This is a genomic window from Amazonocrinis nigriterrae CENA67 (genome assembly GCF_016056305.1).
Classification (GTDB): Bacteria; Cyanobacteriota; Cyanobacteriia; order Cyanobacteriales; family Nostocaceae; genus Amazonocrinis; species Amazonocrinis nigriterrae.
Genome location: NZ_JAECZC010000011.1, coordinates 1 through 16,111, shown reverse-complemented (window position 1 = coordinate 16,111; position 16,111 = coordinate 1). Strand labels below are relative to the sequence as shown.

At 41.6% G+C, this 16,111-nt stretch carries 15 protein-coding genes and 3 pseudogenes; 10 read left to right on the top strand and 8 right to left on the bottom strand.

The features are described from left to right. Positions 1-351: pseudogene (locus I8748_RS08720) on the bottom strand (IS4 family transposase); the annotation flags it as partial. Between the two features lie 391 nt (positions 352-742). Here I8748_RS08720 and I8748_RS08715 point away from each other — a divergent pair. Then, a complete protein-coding gene (locus I8748_RS08715; RefSeq protein WP_198124236.1) occupies positions 743-1,591 on the top strand; it encodes a DNA/RNA non-specific endonuclease in 849 nt (282 codons plus the stop codon). Positions 1,592-1,780: 189 nt separating this feature from the next. On the opposite strand, the gene I8748_RS08710 is transcribed toward I8748_RS08715, so the two are convergent. After that, positions 1,781-2,182 carry a nuclease A inhibitor family protein gene (locus tag I8748_RS08710; protein ID WP_198124235.1) on the bottom strand — a complete coding sequence of 134 codons (402 nt, stop codon included), beginning with the start codon at positions 2,180-2,182 and terminating at the stop codon, positions 1,781-1,783. A gap of 31 nt (positions 2,183-2,213) precedes the next feature. Beyond that, on the bottom strand, positions 2,214-3,212 hold the full coding sequence (gene galE, locus I8748_RS08705) for a UDP-glucose 4-epimerase GalE (protein ID WP_198124234.1): 999 nt from the start codon (positions 3,210-3,212) through the stop codon (positions 2,214-2,216). Between the two features lie 239 nt (positions 3,213-3,451). On the opposite strand from galE, the gene I8748_RS08700 reads away from it, so the two are divergent. The 4 genes and pseudogenes from I8748_RS08700 to I8748_RS08690 form a co-directional block, all read left to right on the top strand. Continuing rightward, positions 3,452-4,138, top strand: a complete 687-nt coding sequence (locus I8748_RS08700) for a hypothetical protein (RefSeq protein ID WP_198124233.1) — start codon at positions 3,452-3,454, stop codon at positions 4,136-4,138. Positions 4,139-4,576: 438 nt separating this feature from the next. Next, positions 4,577-6,328 (top strand): ABC transporter ATP-binding protein, encoded by a 1,752-nt coding sequence (locus I8748_RS08695; protein WP_198124232.1) that lies wholly within the window; start codon positions 4,577-4,579, stop codon positions 6,326-6,328. A gap of 260 nt (positions 6,329-6,588) precedes the next feature. Continuing rightward, positions 6,589-6,942 (top strand): annotated as a pseudogene (locus I8748_RS36435) (sensor histidine kinase); the annotation flags it as partial. A gap of 45 nt (positions 6,943-6,987) precedes the next feature. Further along, positions 6,988-7,956: pseudogene (locus I8748_RS08690) on the top strand (sensor histidine kinase); the annotation flags it as partial. A gap of 42 nt (positions 7,957-7,998) precedes the next feature. On the opposite strand, the gene I8748_RS08685 reads toward I8748_RS08690, so the two are convergent. Beyond that, a complete protein-coding gene (locus I8748_RS08685) occupies positions 7,999-8,214 on the bottom strand; it encodes a hypothetical protein (RefSeq protein WP_198124316.1) in 216 nt (71 codons plus the stop codon). Positions 8,215-8,327: 113 nt separating this feature from the next. Between I8748_RS08685 and I8748_RS08680 the strand changes: the two genes are divergently transcribed. Continuing rightward, positions 8,328-9,002 (top strand): HupE/UreJ family protein, encoded by a 675-nt coding sequence (locus I8748_RS08680; RefSeq protein ID WP_198124230.1) that lies wholly within the window; start codon positions 8,328-8,330, stop codon positions 9,000-9,002. Positions 9,003-9,121: 119 nt separating this feature from the next. On the opposite strand, the gene I8748_RS08675 is transcribed toward I8748_RS08680, so the two are convergent. After that, the gene (locus I8748_RS08675; RefSeq protein ID WP_198124229.1) at positions 9,122-9,799 is read right to left on the bottom strand and encodes a sugar transferase; all 678 of its coding nucleotides are present in this window, start codon (positions 9,797-9,799) and stop codon (positions 9,122-9,124) included. A gap of 873 nt (positions 9,800-10,672) precedes the next feature. Here I8748_RS08675 and I8748_RS08670 point away from each other — a divergent pair. After that, positions 10,673-10,969, top strand: coding sequence for a hypothetical protein (locus I8748_RS08670; RefSeq protein WP_198124228.1), 297 nt, complete (start codon positions 10,673-10,675; stop codon positions 10,967-10,969). Between the two features lie 76 nt (positions 10,970-11,045). On the opposite strand, the gene surE is transcribed toward I8748_RS08670, so the two are convergent. Continuing rightward, complete coding sequence (surE, locus tag I8748_RS08665) at positions 11,046-11,726, bottom strand: 5'/3'-nucleotidase SurE (RefSeq protein WP_198124227.1); 681 nt, start codon at positions 11,724-11,726, stop codon at positions 11,046-11,048. A gap of 263 nt (positions 11,727-11,989) precedes the next feature. On the opposite strand from surE, the gene psb32 reads away from it, so the two are divergent. Continuing rightward, positions 11,990-12,727 carry a photosystem II repair protein Psb32 gene (gene psb32 / locus I8748_RS08660; RefSeq protein WP_198124226.1) on the top strand — a complete coding sequence of 246 codons (738 nt, stop codon included), beginning with the start codon at positions 11,990-11,992 and terminating at the stop codon, positions 12,725-12,727. 213 nt (positions 12,728-12,940) lie between these two features. On the opposite strand, the gene I8748_RS08655 is transcribed toward psb32, so the two are convergent. Next, complete coding sequence (locus I8748_RS08655) at positions 12,941-13,324, bottom strand: DUF4346 domain-containing protein (protein ID WP_096553343.1); 384 nt, start codon at positions 13,322-13,324, stop codon at positions 12,941-12,943. A gap of 258 nt (positions 13,325-13,582) precedes the next feature. Between I8748_RS08655 and I8748_RS08650 the strand changes: the two genes are divergently transcribed. After that, positions 13,583-14,221 (top strand): hypothetical protein, encoded by a 639-nt coding sequence (locus I8748_RS08650; protein WP_198124225.1) that lies wholly within the window; start codon positions 13,583-13,585, stop codon positions 14,219-14,221. A gap of 26 nt (positions 14,222-14,247) precedes the next feature. Next, positions 14,248-14,718, top strand: a complete 471-nt coding sequence (locus I8748_RS08645; protein ID WP_198124224.1) for a tetratricopeptide repeat protein — start codon at positions 14,248-14,250, stop codon at positions 14,716-14,718. Between the two features lie 118 nt (positions 14,719-14,836). On the opposite strand, the gene I8748_RS08640 is transcribed toward I8748_RS08645, so the two are convergent. Then, entirely contained in the window at positions 14,837-16,015 is a 1,179-nt protein-coding gene (locus I8748_RS08640; protein WP_198124223.1) for a GNAT family N-acetyltransferase, read from the bottom strand. Positions 16,016-16,111: the final 96 nt, after the last annotated feature.

Genomic DNA, 16,111 nt, shown 5'->3' with positions numbered 1-16,111 from the left:
TGGGATTTTACGTTGATTTCTCTTTGACCAAGAAGCTTGTAAATGTGGTAATAAATCTTTAAATACTTTCTCAAATAACTGAGCCGGAAAAGTTAAAAACCTTTGAGATATTGCTTGCTGGCTAACCTCAAGGGGTCTACACCACAGAAAACCTTCTCGCGCTAACATTCTGGTTAATTCTGTGACTCCAGCCACATCACGCCACAGTAGGGTTAATACTGCCGCTACCATTAATGGTAAGTTGAGAATTCTGTCTCTTAATCCCAGTTGTCGGTAGTAGTTTTCTTGTGCGGTGATGGTTGGTGTCAGTAACTGTTCAAGTTGTTGAGCAATTACTTCGTCTTCCACCATTGGACGTTGCTTCTTTTTAGCATGATCTCGATTGATTTTACGACTGCTGCTCACGTTTTTTTTACGATCGCTCAATTACTTGTATTAACTGAGTTTGCCATGATTTTGAACAGAGCAAATCATCCTAGCCGACCATTGTGATAATGATAATCAAAAACAGGAGTGGGGGAGGAGGCAAGCGACGCTCGCCTCCTCCCCTTCACTAAGATTATCATTCTTATGCAACTATATTTATGCTCAAAGGCTTATTGACAAAATTCACTCTCTTCTAACTTGTTCCGAATGGTTGCGTGCTGTTATTTATGCAGTTGTGCTTTTGTATCCAGGATTACTTGATTTTTCAGTAGTAAATTTTGAATACTGGGTGCGTAAATAAATACACGCTTACGCCATGAAGAAATATAAATTTTTCAACTTTCTTCTGCCTTTTCTGGGTGTAGTTTTACTTACGCTTCTGCTGCATTGGCAAAAAGCACCCGCACAATCCTCAAGTATTCACTTAACAATGGGGAATCCCAGTGGGGCTGTCACAAACACCTCATACCCCAACAATTATTTGCTGAGCAAATCCCAGTATGCACTGTCGTACAACAACACTACTAGAATCCCCAATTGGGTAAGTTGGCAACTGAATAATAGCTGGCTGGGCAGCACTCCACGTCAAGATGATTTTCGTGCTGATACATCACTCCCTAGCGGTTGGTATCAAGTTCAAGGAACTGATTACCAAGGTAGTGGATTTGATAGGGGACACATGACTCCTTCAGCTGACAGAACAAACACAGTTACGAATAACTCTGCAACTTTCTTGATGACAAATATGATTCCGCAAGCACCTGATAACAATCAGGGGCCCTGGGCTAACCTGGAAAACTATAGCCGAGACTTAGTTGTTAATCAAGGGAAAGAACTTTATATCATTTCGGGTGGATATGGTAGTGGCGGCACTGGCTCGAATGGAACGAAATACACAATTGCTAATGGCAAGATTCAAGTCCCGGCAAGAACTTGGAAAGTAATTGTTGTCTTGGATACACCTGGTTCTGGGGTAAGTGGTGTGACGACTAACACGCGGGTTATTGCTGTTGACATGCCTAACTCACAAGGAATCAGAAGTGACAATTGGAAAACATATAGAGTTTCTGTTGATAGCATTGAATCTAATACTGGTTACAACTTCCTTTCCAATGTCTCTACTTCTATTCAAAGTGTAATTGAGGCCAGAATTGATAATCTGTAAGCTAATGTGTGTCCAAATTGGAAATTATCTGGTTAAGGCTGTCATTAGTCATTTGTAAATACAAATGACAAAGGACTAATGACTAAGAACGAATTAAAGTGTTTTAGGTCAATTGCAATATAAATTACAAGCCTATCTAAACTTACGGACAGGCTTGTAATTTATATTGATTTCCAAATTGACTGATAGCTAGGTTTCGACAACTTTTGTTGACAGTCCTACTAAGTCACCGGATTGGGTTTTGCCAACAATATAGACATCAATGTTGATAGTGCCCACACGATAAACCTGAATATCGCTAAGGTTAGCTTTTAGGGTTTCTACAAGTGCCCGAAATTGTTTAACAGTTTGTTTCTGGTTTTGATCATGCCAATCTTTTTCCTGGGCACTATTACGAAAGAAATAATCTAGGTCAACTTTCTCGATTGGCACATCTTGGGAATGACCTGTTAGCTGGAGAAGTTTTTGATCTGTAAGGGCTTCTTGAGCTTGAGCAGACCATAAAAAAACTTCAAAGGGATAATCAGACTCACTCATAAAAAGCAAGCCATCGGATGCTTGCTTTAATTTTTCAGTAATCTCGTTAGTCATTTGGGCTAGTCCTTTTTAGCAATCAGCACTTTTACTTATGCCGCTGTTGATGCCACTGCCATGCATGAGTAACAATATCTTTGATGGATGGGTATTGAGGTTGCCAGCCTAAGATTTTTCTGGCTTTTTCTCCACTGCCGATGAGACTTGGTGGATCACCAGCGCGGCGATCGCACTCTTGCACTGGTATGCTAAGTCCAGTCACTTCCTCGGCAGCTGCAATTACTTCTTTGACGGAGAAGCCATTGCCATTACCCAGGTTGAATACTTCACTCTCACCGTCTTTTAATAAATATTCCAATCCCAAAACATGGGCATCTGCTAAGTCGCTAACATGAATATAATCACGAATACAAGTACCATCGGGTGTGGGATAATCAGTGCCAAAAATGGAGATAGATTCCCGTTTGCCTAAAGCTGTCAACAGCACTAGGGGAATTAAATGGGTTTCGGGGTTGTGATCTTCACCTAATAATCCGTTGGGATGAGCGCCAGCAGCATTAAAGTAGCGAAAACGCACCGACTTAAAACCGTAAGCCACATCAAAGTCGGAGAGAATCCGCTCCACCATCAGCTTCGTAGCACCATAGGGGTTGATGGGATTTTGGGGATGGTTTTCTGGAATAGGTATAACTTCCGGTACTCCATAAGTGGCACAAGTGGAAGAAAAGACAAATTTCTTAACAGATGCCGCTAGCATCGCTTCTAATAGTGTTAGAGTCCCAACGACGTTGTTACGGTAGTATTTCGCAGGGTCAGTTACCGATTCTCCTACGTAAGCATAGGCAGAAAAGTGCATGACTGCGGCAATATCACGGGTTTTAAATAAATCATCCAGCAGGGCGCGATCGCCTGTATCGCCAATGACAAGTTCTACCTGTAGTACCTTTTCTACCAAGTCCTGATGACCGTAGACTAGATTATCGAGGATCACCACCTCATAACCGGCTTGCTTAAGAGCAAGTACTGTATGGGAACCAATATATCCTGCTCCCCCTGTGACTAAAATGCTGGGCTTTCCAGGCGACATAGTTTTTCCTTGAACTTGACAACTACTCAATTAATTTAGTTTACTGGTGCCACATTACTCAGCCAAAAAATTACAAATAATAGACGCAGAGTGAAAAAATTGCACTAAAATCACTACGACGGTAGTCTTTTGGTGTGAGGTTTGAGGTATTTTATGTCAGGTAACAGTACGATTACTAAAATAAACCCGCAGCCCAACACTTCTAGGCTGACCGCAGCAGAAAATTTGAGAGTTAATCTATGTTTCTATTGCTAAGCCGAGTACTGGTATGGTTACTGATTGGCACTATCGTCTACTCTCTGTTCCAAAGATTTTATCCCAGCGGAACTTTTGTAGGACGATTAATCTTAGGTCTTGTGGTGGTTGTCATAGCTTTGTCATTTGTGAACCCCAGTGAACCAGCTGTGGCGTCTTTGTGGAGGTTGATATCGTTCCCACTCAAGCCTTTGGGAGCCTCAGTTTTAATGTTAATATTTGCTGCTCAGAGAATCAAAGGAGGTGGAATAGACAAACCAGGAGGATATTTAGTGGGTTGGGCGCTGACAATTTTGTTGTTGGCAAGTACACCAGCGATCGCTTACTTTTTAGTCAGGGCACCAATCGCAATGGTGGGTGATACCAAGCTAGCAACTGGGGAAATTGTCCAGAATTATCAGCTAGCCTCATCGTCATTCAACGCGGCGAAATCTGGGACGCTTTTGGCATTGGGGCAAAACACACAATCAGCTAATATCTCAGATGTAGCATTCAACTCACTGGATATAAAAATTCCTCCTTACCTGTTGCAAAATCCCCAAGATATCAGAACGCGAGGATTACGGATTGAAGACTTTGTACCCAGTGCAGCAACGCTGCAACTCACAACCCAAGTCTGGGAAAGTTACCTCAATCAGGTTTACGTTTTCTTGCGTGGTCGCCAGACATAAGGCTAAACAAATAACCTTAAACCAGTAAACAGTGAATAGTAAACAGCTAAAAATAAAAACTTCAGGTCTGGAGTTTTGTCAGTGGTCAGTTGTCAGTAGTGAGTGGCAAAGACACCTAAAAACCACCAACCTTGGTGATGGGGTATTAGACCAGATCCAAAAATAACTGACAACTGACCCTTACGGGTGACGCTCGCAGGCTCGCCCTTCGCTCTTGAGATCGGCAGTTACTCATGGGGAGCCACTCTGTTGGGCGGCTTTGCCGACTTAAAGGAAGTGGCGTGGAGACCCCCTGTCCCCGTACTGCCTCACAACTAACAGCTGACACGCGAAGCGCAATCAAGAGTAGTCATGGGAAATTTCCTAGACTAAGAATTGATCGCTGATAACTAGTAGCTGAATATTGGTTTAGGATCACAAAGTTGCAAAACTGCTTGCATGGCAAAATCTCGACGACTGGCTAAACTCGGTGCTTACCTGCGTCCCCATTGGCGCGAGGCGACTTTAGGCATTATTGCTTTATTGTCTGTCAATGGGCTTGGCGTTTACATCCCTTTGTTAATTCGCGCCTGTGTTGACAAACTCTCGACCAACTTTAGCTTGAATGAAATACTGTATTACGTAGTACAGATTATATTGCTGAGTTCAGCAATGTTACTGATACGTATGGCGTCGCGCATCTGGCTGTTTGGAGTGGGGCGTCAAGTAGAATTTGACCTGAAACAACGAATTTTTCAACACTTACTGCGGCTAGAGCCGTCTTATTTTGCCACGAATACTATTGGCGATTTAATTAGCAGAGCTACTAGTGATGTGGAAAATATCCGGCGGTTGTTGGGTTTTGCGGTACTCAGTTTGGCAAATACTTTGTTTGCCTACGCCCTAACACTGCCAGTGATGCTGGGAATTAGTGTGAATCTCACACTAGCCGCCTTGGCAGTTTATCCGTTGATATTATTGTTAGTAAATCTGTTCAGCAATCGCTTACGCCAGCAACAAGCGAAGGTACAAGAGCAACTTTCTGAAATCAGCGAACTCATTCAAGAGGATATTAGCGGTATTGCTCTGATTAAAATCTACGCCCAAGAAGAAAACGAGCGTCGCGCTTTCGCCGAGAAAAATCAGCACCTATTAGCAGCCAACCTGCAACTGGCAAAAAGCCGAAATACTTTGTTTCCGTTAATTAGTGGCCTAGCTAATCTCAGTTCCCTGGTGGTTATCTGGCTAGGTGCGACGCAAATCTCTTCTGGAACCCTGGCGGTTGGGGATTTTTTGGCAATCCTGATTTATATAGAACGTCTGGTTTTCCCTACCGCTTTGTTAGGATTCACAATTACAGCTTACCAACGAGGTGAGGTGAGTATTGACCGCCTTGACTCTATTTTCAGTGTGACACCCAAAATTCAAGATGCAGCCGATGTTGTACATTTACCTAGGGATGAAGTTAAAGGAGAATTAATAGCTAAAAATCTCAGTTATACTTATCCAAGTTCCAGTATCCCAGCTTTAGAAAATGTCAACTTTAGTATCGCTCCTGGGGAATTAGTGGCAATTGTGGGGGCAATTGGTTCTGGGAAAACAACTTTAGCAAATGCCATACCACGCTTGTTGGATATTGAGCCAGGGCAGCTGTTTTTAGACGGGTGGGATATTACCAAGATAGCACTGGCAGATTTACGAGGTGCGATCGCCTACGTGCCACAAGATAGCTTTTTGTTCAGCACTACCATCAAAAATAATATCCGTTACGGCGACCCATTAAGGGAACAAGAAGATGTAGAATATTTTGCTAAGATAGCCCAGATTGACGCAGAAATTAGTAATTTAGCAGAAAAATACGAAACTATCGTTGGTGAACGTGGTATTACTCTTTCTGGTGGTCAACGGCAACGCACTGCCTTAGCTCGTGCCATGCTAGTCGATGCTCCAGTATTAATTTTGGATGATGCCCTCTCTAGTGTGGATAATCAAACTGCCACACGAATTCTCAACAATCTTTCCAGTGGCAAGGTTCGTAAAACAATCATTTTTATTACTCATCAACTATCTGCTGCTGCTGCTGCTGACCGAATTTTTGTTATGGATAAGGGAAAAATTGTTCAGGTAGGCAATCACTTGGAACTAGTGCAACAACAAGGTCTATATCGAACTTTGTGGAGTCAGCACCAAGTAGAAGAATTACTACATTGAACTGGGGACTAGGTATTGGGTATTGGGTACTGGGGAACTCGGTACCCCCACGACCGGAGGGAGGAGCCACTGCGTTGGACGGGTTCCCCGGCTTGTACCGCTAAAGCGGAACCCGCAGGGTAGCATGTGGCGTTGGGGATTAGGGGCAATGGGTATTAAGAAAAAATCTCCCAGTCCCCAGTCCCAATTTAAGGACAACTTAATATCCAGCAAATATAATCTGTAGATAATCCTTGATCAACCACTATCAATTGTGGTGTATGCTGCAATTTCTGCAAAATTTCTTTACTGAGGCTTCATTTATTCCACATGGGCATTGTTACCTTTGGCAGCCCAGTTTGGTGTGGCTAAATATCGTGTCAGATTCTGTGATTGCCCTAGTCTACTATTCCATTCCTGCTATTCTTATTTACTTTGCTCACAAGCGAAAAGATTTCCCCTTCAAATGGATACTTGTATTGTTTGGAGCTTTTATCATTTCCTGTGGTACAACCCATATCATGGATATATGGACGCTTTGGCATCCAACTTACTGGGTTTCGAGTTTTATCAAAGTTATTACCGCTATTGTTTCAGCATATACAGCAGTAGCACTATTACCCATAATTCCCCAAGCATTGGCTTTGCCGAGTCCTTCACAACTAGAAGCCGCTAATTTTCAATTGAAACTTACCCTACAAGAACTTTCAAGCACCCAAACCCAACTGATTCAAACTGAAAAAATGTCTTCTTTGGGGCAATTGGTAGCAGGTATTGCTCATGAAATTAACAATCCTATTAACTTCATTTATGGAAATACGAGCCTCGTCGATGAATATACTGAGAACTTACTAGATGTAATTGCACTTTATCAGAAAAACTACCCACTTCCAGTTGCAGAAATTCAAGCTTTAACTGAGAAAATTGACCTTGATTTTATTCAAGACGACTTACCGAAAATTTTATCTTCCATGAAAATGGGAGCCGATCGCATCCGCAATATAGTATTATCCTTAAGGAACTTTTCACGACTAGATGAAGCAGAAATAAAAAAAGTCGATATTCATGAAGGGATTGATAGCACTCTTGTGATTTTGCAAAATCGCTTGCAAGGTAAAGGAAATTATCCAGAGATTCACGTTATTAAAGAGTACGGCAATTTACCCAAAGTCGAATGCTATCCTAGACAACTCAATCAAGTGTTTTTGAATATCTTAAATAATGCTATTGATGCTTTGGAAGAGTCAGTGGTGAGCCAGCGCAGTCTTGGGGGTTCCCACGCCACTTCCTTCAACGGGGGGAACCCCCATAAGCAACTGGTGAACTCCGAAGGGGTCAGTGGAAAAACAACTGATAATGCACAACTGACAATTGACAAGCTTCAGATTTGCATTCGCACTGAGGTTGTAGACAGCAATCAAGTAATGATTAGAATTGCTGACAATGGCTATGGTATGACAGAAGCAGTAAAGCAAAAAATTTTTGAGCCATTTTTTACGACTAAACCTGTTGGTTCAGGTACAGGTTTAGGACTGGCTATTAGCTATCAAATTGTAAGCAAGCATGGTGGTCTGCTAAATTGTATTTCAGCACCACTTCAAGGTACTGAGTTCCTCATCCAGATTCCAACTCAGTTGAAGCTTTCTTGATTCAGGAAATTGGTAACTTTTATATCAAGTTCGGCTAATTACTTACGATATAGTCGGTTTGCCTGGTAATGGGTAATGGGTGATGGGTAATGGGTAATAGGTAATAGGTAATGGGTAATGGGTAATGGGTAATGGGTGATGGGTAATGGGTAATGGGCCAGATGTGATGACTAATAGTAAAATCCAATTACCAATTCCCAATTCCCAATTCCCAATTCCCAATTCCCAATTCCCAATTCCCCATTCCCCATTCCCCATTCTTAAAGCTTCACATAACTTGATGAAATTGATATGTAATTACTGCGTTAGTTTTTTTAGGTACTTGGGCAGTATAAAGTACCGAATAAACTAATCTGGTACTGGTATAGGTGATGTTTAAAATTGAGTTATCAGCGTATTCTCCCATTGGGGACTTTTCCAAATCTAAGTTACAGTTTCGCCATCTGGGAGCGATCGCTTCTCTGGTATTCATTAGCCTGCTATATTCATGGAGTGGATTACCATCTCACCATGCTATACCTAACTGTTGGGAAGGCTTTTTATGGGGAATAGCAAATCCAGTAATTGCCTTGGATCGTTTAGCTAGTATTGTTGCTATCGGCTTACTCTCGGCTGGAATTGTTCGCGGGACTTGGGTTGCTGCTTCGTTTGTGTTAGCAACTGTGTTGGGAATGGTAATTTATCTGTTCTGGCTCAATTTACCAGGTGCAGAAATTGCGATCACTATTTCCAGCATGATCTTTGGGACTATGCTAATGCTGACAAATCGACCTAACTGGTTAATACTGGCGCTGCTGGGTGCGATCGCTGGCTTGTTTCAAGGTTATAGTGATGGTCAATCCATCGTGGGTGCAGGAATAGTACCGTCGTTTGCCTATATTTTAGGTGTTACCGTCACTCAATACGCAGTTGCCATGAGTGCCAGAGAAATTGGCAATACAATCAGCCATAAGAAGATTAATGGAATTTTGCCGAGGACAATTCTCTTTGTCGGCTTCGCTTTGTGTGCGATGGGTATTGTCTTTTTGAAAAGCTCACTCAATTAAAATAAAGCATCTTATCCCTGAGCTAAATCTTTCACAATAGTATGAGCTTTAGGTAATTGCTAATGGGTAACTATTAACAAATTCATCGCATAAATAGTTACCAATTAACAATTACATACTTAGAATGCCCCGATTCGCCCAAAGATTACGTAGATAGTTTTGCCAATCAACAACAAGTCATACCACGGATGCCAGTTGCGTTGATACCGCAAGTCTAAATCAACTATTTGTTCAAAGTCTTTCACTTGAGAACGGCCGTTAACTTGCCATTCACCAGTTAACCCAGGTTTGACATTTAAACGTTGCCAGTGACGTTGAGTATATTTAATTACTTCATCTTTAGTAGGTGGACGTGTTCCTACTAAACTCATTTCCCCTACAAGGACATTCCAAAACTGAGGTAATTCGTCTAAGCTTGTGCTTCGCAAAAAGCGCCCCACCTTCGTGACGCGAAAGTCATTTTTATTTTTAAAGATGAGTCCGTTAGCTTCATTTTCTACTAGAGATTTTAACTGTTCCGCATCACTAACCATCGAGCGGAATTTTCGGATACGAAAGGTGCGTCCCTGAAGTCCGTATCGTTCTTGAGTAAAGAAAATTGGGCCTGGGCTGTCGAGCTTGATAGCGATCGCTATCGGTACAAATACAATAGCTAGAACTAGCAGCCCCACCAAGCCTCCAACTATATCCAGACCACGCTTGAATTTAGACTCTACTGAGGGGTGATTAGTAAATTCTAGTTCCCAAGCCTTGTAAGTAGCACCTTGAAAGACGCCTTCTAATGATGTTTGATACATTATCCTAGCCGAATCTTGAGCGACAAGGGGAATTACTTAAGCTTTTATCCCGAATATAGACTTAGCTTCATTAAGCTTAATACGTTTTTCGGTATATTTACTGAAACTTCATCAACATCTATGGATCTCCTCAGCTTTTGTAAATTTTGTGTAAAGTAGCACCAATATATCTTTTGGTAGATGTTCCAATAAAGTAGATATGTATAAAAACATGCAAATATTTCAGATGATATGTTACTGATTGATTACGTACTACATCAAGTTTTTAATTATCGAATGTTTCTTTGATTCGTAGGGATGCGGGTTTAATATTTTTGACCTGTTCGGGTGACACTCATTCGCCTTTGGGAGAATCTAATATCAAGTTGCATTCAGAGATAGTAGCTTAGGAGGCAGGGGAGCAGAGGAGCAGGGGAGCAGAGGGGAAGAAATCGTACTACTTCAAACTGCAACTTAGTATAAAAACAGAAGAATCGCGCTTCGCAGTTTTGCAGTTCATCATGGGAAAACCCCACCAGTGCAGTGGTTCCTTTTGGATTCCCCTTTGTGGGGCGTTCATATTTGACAAAGATGCCAGTGGCTAGGGAAAAAACATCCTCCAAGGAGGGATTTTTCACAAAAACGCATAAGATAGCATGTCTTGCAGAGTGCAGATAACAGTCAAGACAAGCAAATTAGCGAAATTATAAGTTGGGGGTGCAAAAATACCTCTATTATTTTGACAACGGCACTAATCAATAAAACCAACTGGTCGCAGCGTTAGGGTAGCGAAGCGCGAGTCTTCTCCCAAGTAAAGGAAGCAAGCGCCTGGTGCTGCATTGATTTATTTATTTAAGGATAATTAGCGACATTACTTTCAGGGGTAGTAAAAACATGGTTTCAGCAGGAGTCGAAGTTAAAATTAGTCGCTTGGAATCCATTGTTGAGCAAATCGGGGAAGCTGTAATCTCTACTACTGAGACAATTGAACGTCTTGCTGAAAGATTAGAAAACCTAAGTTTGCAAGTTGAAGCACAAGGAAAGCAAGTGCAGCAGCAAGGGTATCAAATTTTTGCATTGTGTGATGCTGTGCAGAGCCTTGCAGAATCGCAAGATGACTCGCTAAAAAAACTAACTCAACTCACACAAAGTCTAGACAGGCTGACATCCTTGATTCAAGGGCAAGTATAAACTACCTGCACCATACCTGTATTCAGGTCGGTGTACCCTATTCTCTATTCACTGTTCCCGCTCCAAAGGTGCTTAGTCATACCTTTAACTGAGTTACAGCAATGTTGCCAGAAAAACAGACATCCACATCACTGCCTGGGGTGCGATCGCGTTTACCATATTCCCCGACATAATAAAATTCATTACCGTCGATGCGATAGTTAACTGGCAAAGGTTTGGTACATGGTTGACAAAACACCAACTCAGGATAAGGTTCTCCTGGTTGCAGATGTGGCAGATTTACATTCCAGAAACTTCCCGGTTCTAGGGGACGGTGGAGTAAGTCAGTTAAAATTTCAGCAGTCAACTTGGCAGCTAGATCCCAATCAAAATTCTGCCTGGCTTTGCGATAGTGAGAAATGGCAATTCCTGGAATGCCGTGCATTGCAGCTTCACGCACGGCGGCAACAGTACCAGAAATGTAAACATCTACACCTAAGTTGCCTCCAGCATTAATACCAGACAGTACAAATTTGATATCTTGACAAATTTGTGTTATTGCAATTCTCACACAATCAGCAGGAGTACCTGCGATCGCATACTCTGTATCAGAACGCTGTTGTAACTGAATTGGGCTAGTGGTAGTAACTTGATGCCCGCAGCCTGATTGATGATATTTAGGAGCAGCAATAATAGCATTTCTACCATTTACAGCTTTGACTAACGCTTGAATACCAGGCGCATCGATTCCGTCGTCGTTAGTGAGGATGAAGGTCATAAATTTTATAGTAATTGAGAGCAGGAGTTAGAAGTTAGAAGTTAGAAGTTAGAAGTTAGAAGTTAGGAGTTAGGAGTTAGGAGTTGGGAGGCGCGGAAATTAATTTACCTCCCCCAGCTTACTCTGCCCCATTCCCAATTCCCAATTTCCAATTCCCAATAACCCATTCCCAATTCCCAATTTTCAAGAAAACCATAATTGAGGTGATTTTGACATGGGTTGTGTAGTATTTTTGGTGCAAGTATGTCTTAAGGAATCATTCAATGCAACAGTTCCTCCACCAACTACTTAGCATTAAAAAATACATTATTCGGTTGATGCTACCGCTGCTCATTAGCATTGTCGGCTCTTCGCTCTGGGCTACACCTGCATTAGCTACAGGTGTATATCAAATGCCAAATCTTGTAGCAGGTGATACTACTTGGGTACTAGATGAAGGTGATGTTATCAGCCGCATCAATGAAGGTAAGATCAGCAGTGCCTTGGGTAATTTAGCCAAGGAAACTGGTAACGAAGTTAGATTTGTCACTGTTCGTCGCCTTGACTATGGTGAAACACCGGAAAGCTTTACTAAAGCGCTGTTTGAAAAATGGTTTCCCACAAAGGAAGCACAAGCTAATCAAACCCTGTTAGTGCTGGTGACAGTTACTAATGGTACTGAGATTATTACCGGGGATAAAGTCAAGTCTTTGTTGACAGACTCGATTGCCGAGAGTGTAGCTTCCGAAACATTGGGTGCGCCTTTACGAGATGGTAACAAATACAATCAAGCATTTGTAGATGCAAGCGATCGCCTAGTAGCGGTTCTCTCTGGTCAACCTGATCCGGGCCCTCCCGAAATCGTTGACAATGTGCAAGTAGAAGGCACATTCAAGAAAGCAGAAGAAACCGACCAAGGTAACGCCACTGCTTGGGTAGTAGGACTTTTAATTGCTGCCACCATTATCCCGATGGCAACTTACTACATCTACCAAATAAACCAACCATCATCTAATGGGTGATAGGAGAGTTGGGAGTTAGGAGTTAGGAGTTAGAAGTTATGAATTTTTAACTTTTAACTTTCCAATTGTCAGTTCTAACTGAATTAGGACTTACGTAATTTAGGGTCGTCAATAGTCCACAGCCAATTGTCAAAAATTAAGCTTTTTTGGACTATTGACTATTGACTATTGACAGTCTCAACGAAAAAATTATGACAATGCGCGTAAGTCCTGTTAATCTTGAACATACTCAAGCCCTGTCACTAAAGCCACCTCAGCGCGGACAAATTCTCGACCTAAATAGGCTGCATGGTCTAACTGAGTCACTGGACAGGGCTGAGTTTCTTCAAAAATTTTGACGCACAGTTCTTTTGCTGTTCTCCCGCTAAACACAGTTGTGTGTGTGCGTTCCACCTTTAAGCGCGCCGGAATTACCTTTCCTGTTTCTGGATCGACAGCTAAACCGCGATCGTCAATTACATTTGTAAAATGCTTGGCATAAATTAACCCTGCTGCCCGATCCAAGTAAATAATGAAATATCCACTTGGGTCAAGGTCAATGTGACGCCCAGAAAGTTTATCATCAATTGCTGCCAAATCTTCAACCGTCAAATTCATGGTTACTCTAAAAATTAAATTTCTTTATTGAGGGTTTTTACACTACATATCAAGTGTAATTCCTATCTCCCTTGGTATTCTTCATATCTTTAAATATTTGTGAATTCTTTTACCTAAGACTCTTACGTTATTTAGTCAAAAATTATACTTTGTATACAAATTATTAGAAAAAAATGTTGGTGTCTATATCCTTCCTGGAAGGACATCAACAGGTTATGGTGGCCCTGGAACCCCTGGAAGAATTTAGAAGAATCTTAAATGATGTCTATATATTTTGTTACAGAAGAAGGTATCCCTCTAGAGCAACGTAGAGGATTAGAAACAATTGATCGAAATCTTCTATTTGTACTTGTTCGAGCATCTGTAGAACAAGTCGCGCAGGCGTTTAGCACTTTAAAGCAGATGGATGTCTGGATACGCAATGCTTATGATTGCGAAGTTGAAATTCACAATGAAAGTGCCTTGGTTTTTCAATTGCGAGGACATCCTTGGAGCTTCATTTATAAGCTTTATAAGTCATCTATACAAATTTATGTAACAGAAGAAGATGCTCGCAGAATTTCTGAATTGCTAAATACTTCTGTGATTTACTATGCAGGTAGTGATACTTGTGGCACTATTGAATACCATCTTTACAACAATGGTTTTTTACAAGAAAGACTATCTTTTGAAGAAGAAGTAAAATGCGAGTTTCAGTCTCAGCTTCGCCAAGTTGAAGTTGGGGAAGTTAAAAAAGATGCATACACATTTACAATGAACTTCATGCGTGACCAGGATGCTTATATTCCCTGTATCGTTGAGGTGGAAGATTTAAAAGTAGGACAGCGAACAACTTTACGCTTCGAGGGGTTGTTGCCTAATGAAGTAGAAAGAATGGATTACCTAGCACAACAATAAACTCTTCAAATTAGGAGTAGTATTAAATGAAATCAACAACAAAGCACCTGTTTTTTATATTTGGTGTATGTTTTGCGTTTATCATCTTTCCTGTAACTCTTTATTCTGTAGCAAAAGCTCAGGAACAGTCAGCTTGTCCTGATGGACAAGTCATGGATTCAAATAATTTGTGTAGTTCAAATAATCAAGAACAAGAGTCAGAGTCTATGGAAAAAGCTGAAGAATTTTTCCGACGTGGGCGTGAGTTTGGTGGACAAGGGCAGTCTCAAGAAGCAATTGCTGAATATACGAGAGCAATTGAGCTTGATCTTAACTATGCTGAGGCTTATTTTTATAGAGGTAATACTCTAGCTTTAGAAAGACAAGCACAAAAAGGAATTGAGGATATCCAGAAAGCTGCTACTATTTTCACATCAAGAGGTGAATTACAAAAGGCAGAGGCAGTACAACAATACGAAGAAATTATTCGCCAAGGCATTGAAGAGGGTGAATTTTGACTTTTGGTGGAAATTGCGATCGCACTTCAGTTTCATTTCACAATTTTATAAACAGTTTTGAATGCCGAACAATCGCTTTTGTTCGGCATCTTATCATAAAAATAGCAATTATTGACCTTTAACTTTGTTTTTCACTAAAGGGCAACTCTGCATTAATCGCATCTATTTCCTGTTGTTCGAGTTGATTGACTTCCTTGATATAAGGACGTAAGATTTGCCCTAAACGATTATTGTAAAAGCGGTGCAGACTGTGATTAGGCATAGCTGGAAAACCGCGACGTTTTTTATGGCGTCCACCTGCACCTGGATCAAAAATTTGGATACCATTAGCGATCGCCCATTCAATCGGTGCATAATAGCAAGCATCAAAATGTAAGCAATCTATTTCTTGGAAACTACCCCAATATCGCCCATATAATCGATCACCCTTATATAAACAAAAAGACATACCAACAGGTTGGCGTTCATCTTGCTCATGATATGCGGCGAAAAACACAACCCGATGGCGATAATCACTATGTAGCTGTTCAAAAAACCGCTTTGTTAAGTACTTGCTACCCCACCAGCCGAACTTATCACAAGTATCAGCATAGAACTGGTACATCAAAGTAAACAAATTTTTAGGAATTTCATCACCAGTAAGCGGTTGCAGTCGTAAACCCACCTTTTCTACTGCTTTGCGTTCCCGTTTAATATTGCGGCGCTGGTTGGCGTTGAATACTGTTAAATAATCATCAAAAGTTTTAAATCCGACATTTTCCCAAATATAGCTGTGGTGCAACCAGGCTGTAAAACCTTGCCGTTCCAGCAATGGCCGCCATTGGGGATCGACATAGAGAAAATGACAGCCAGAAATGTGATTTTTATTGCAGAAACTATCTATTTCATGCACCATCATCGCTGTAATTTCCTCCTCATCTTCCCCAGGAGCAACTAAAAAGCGATAGCCTTCAGCAGGAGTAAATGGAGCCATCCCCAGCAGTTTAGGATAGTATTGGACTCCGATGCGATCGCTTAACTCTGCCCACTGGTGATCGAAGACAAATTCACCCTGGCTGTGTCCTTTCAGGTAGAGTGCGGCTGCTGCAATCAGTGTTCTGTCGCGCCACAGCGTCAAGTGATTTGGCAACCAACCAGTTTTAGCCGTAGCACTGTGAGAAGTTTCGATATGGTTCAACCACCGCCACTCTAAAAAGGGAGTTTTGAGTGGCACTGCCAAAGCATCCCAGGCATTTTGAGGTACTTCGGCGATTTTATTGATCCAAACAATAGAATAGCGAGGCTTGAGTTGTTCCATGTCAGGGGAGTAGGGGAGTGCAGGGGAACTCGGGGCCCCCACGACCGGAGGGAGTGGGGATTAGGGGCAACAGGGGAGACAAGGGAGAAATTTCTA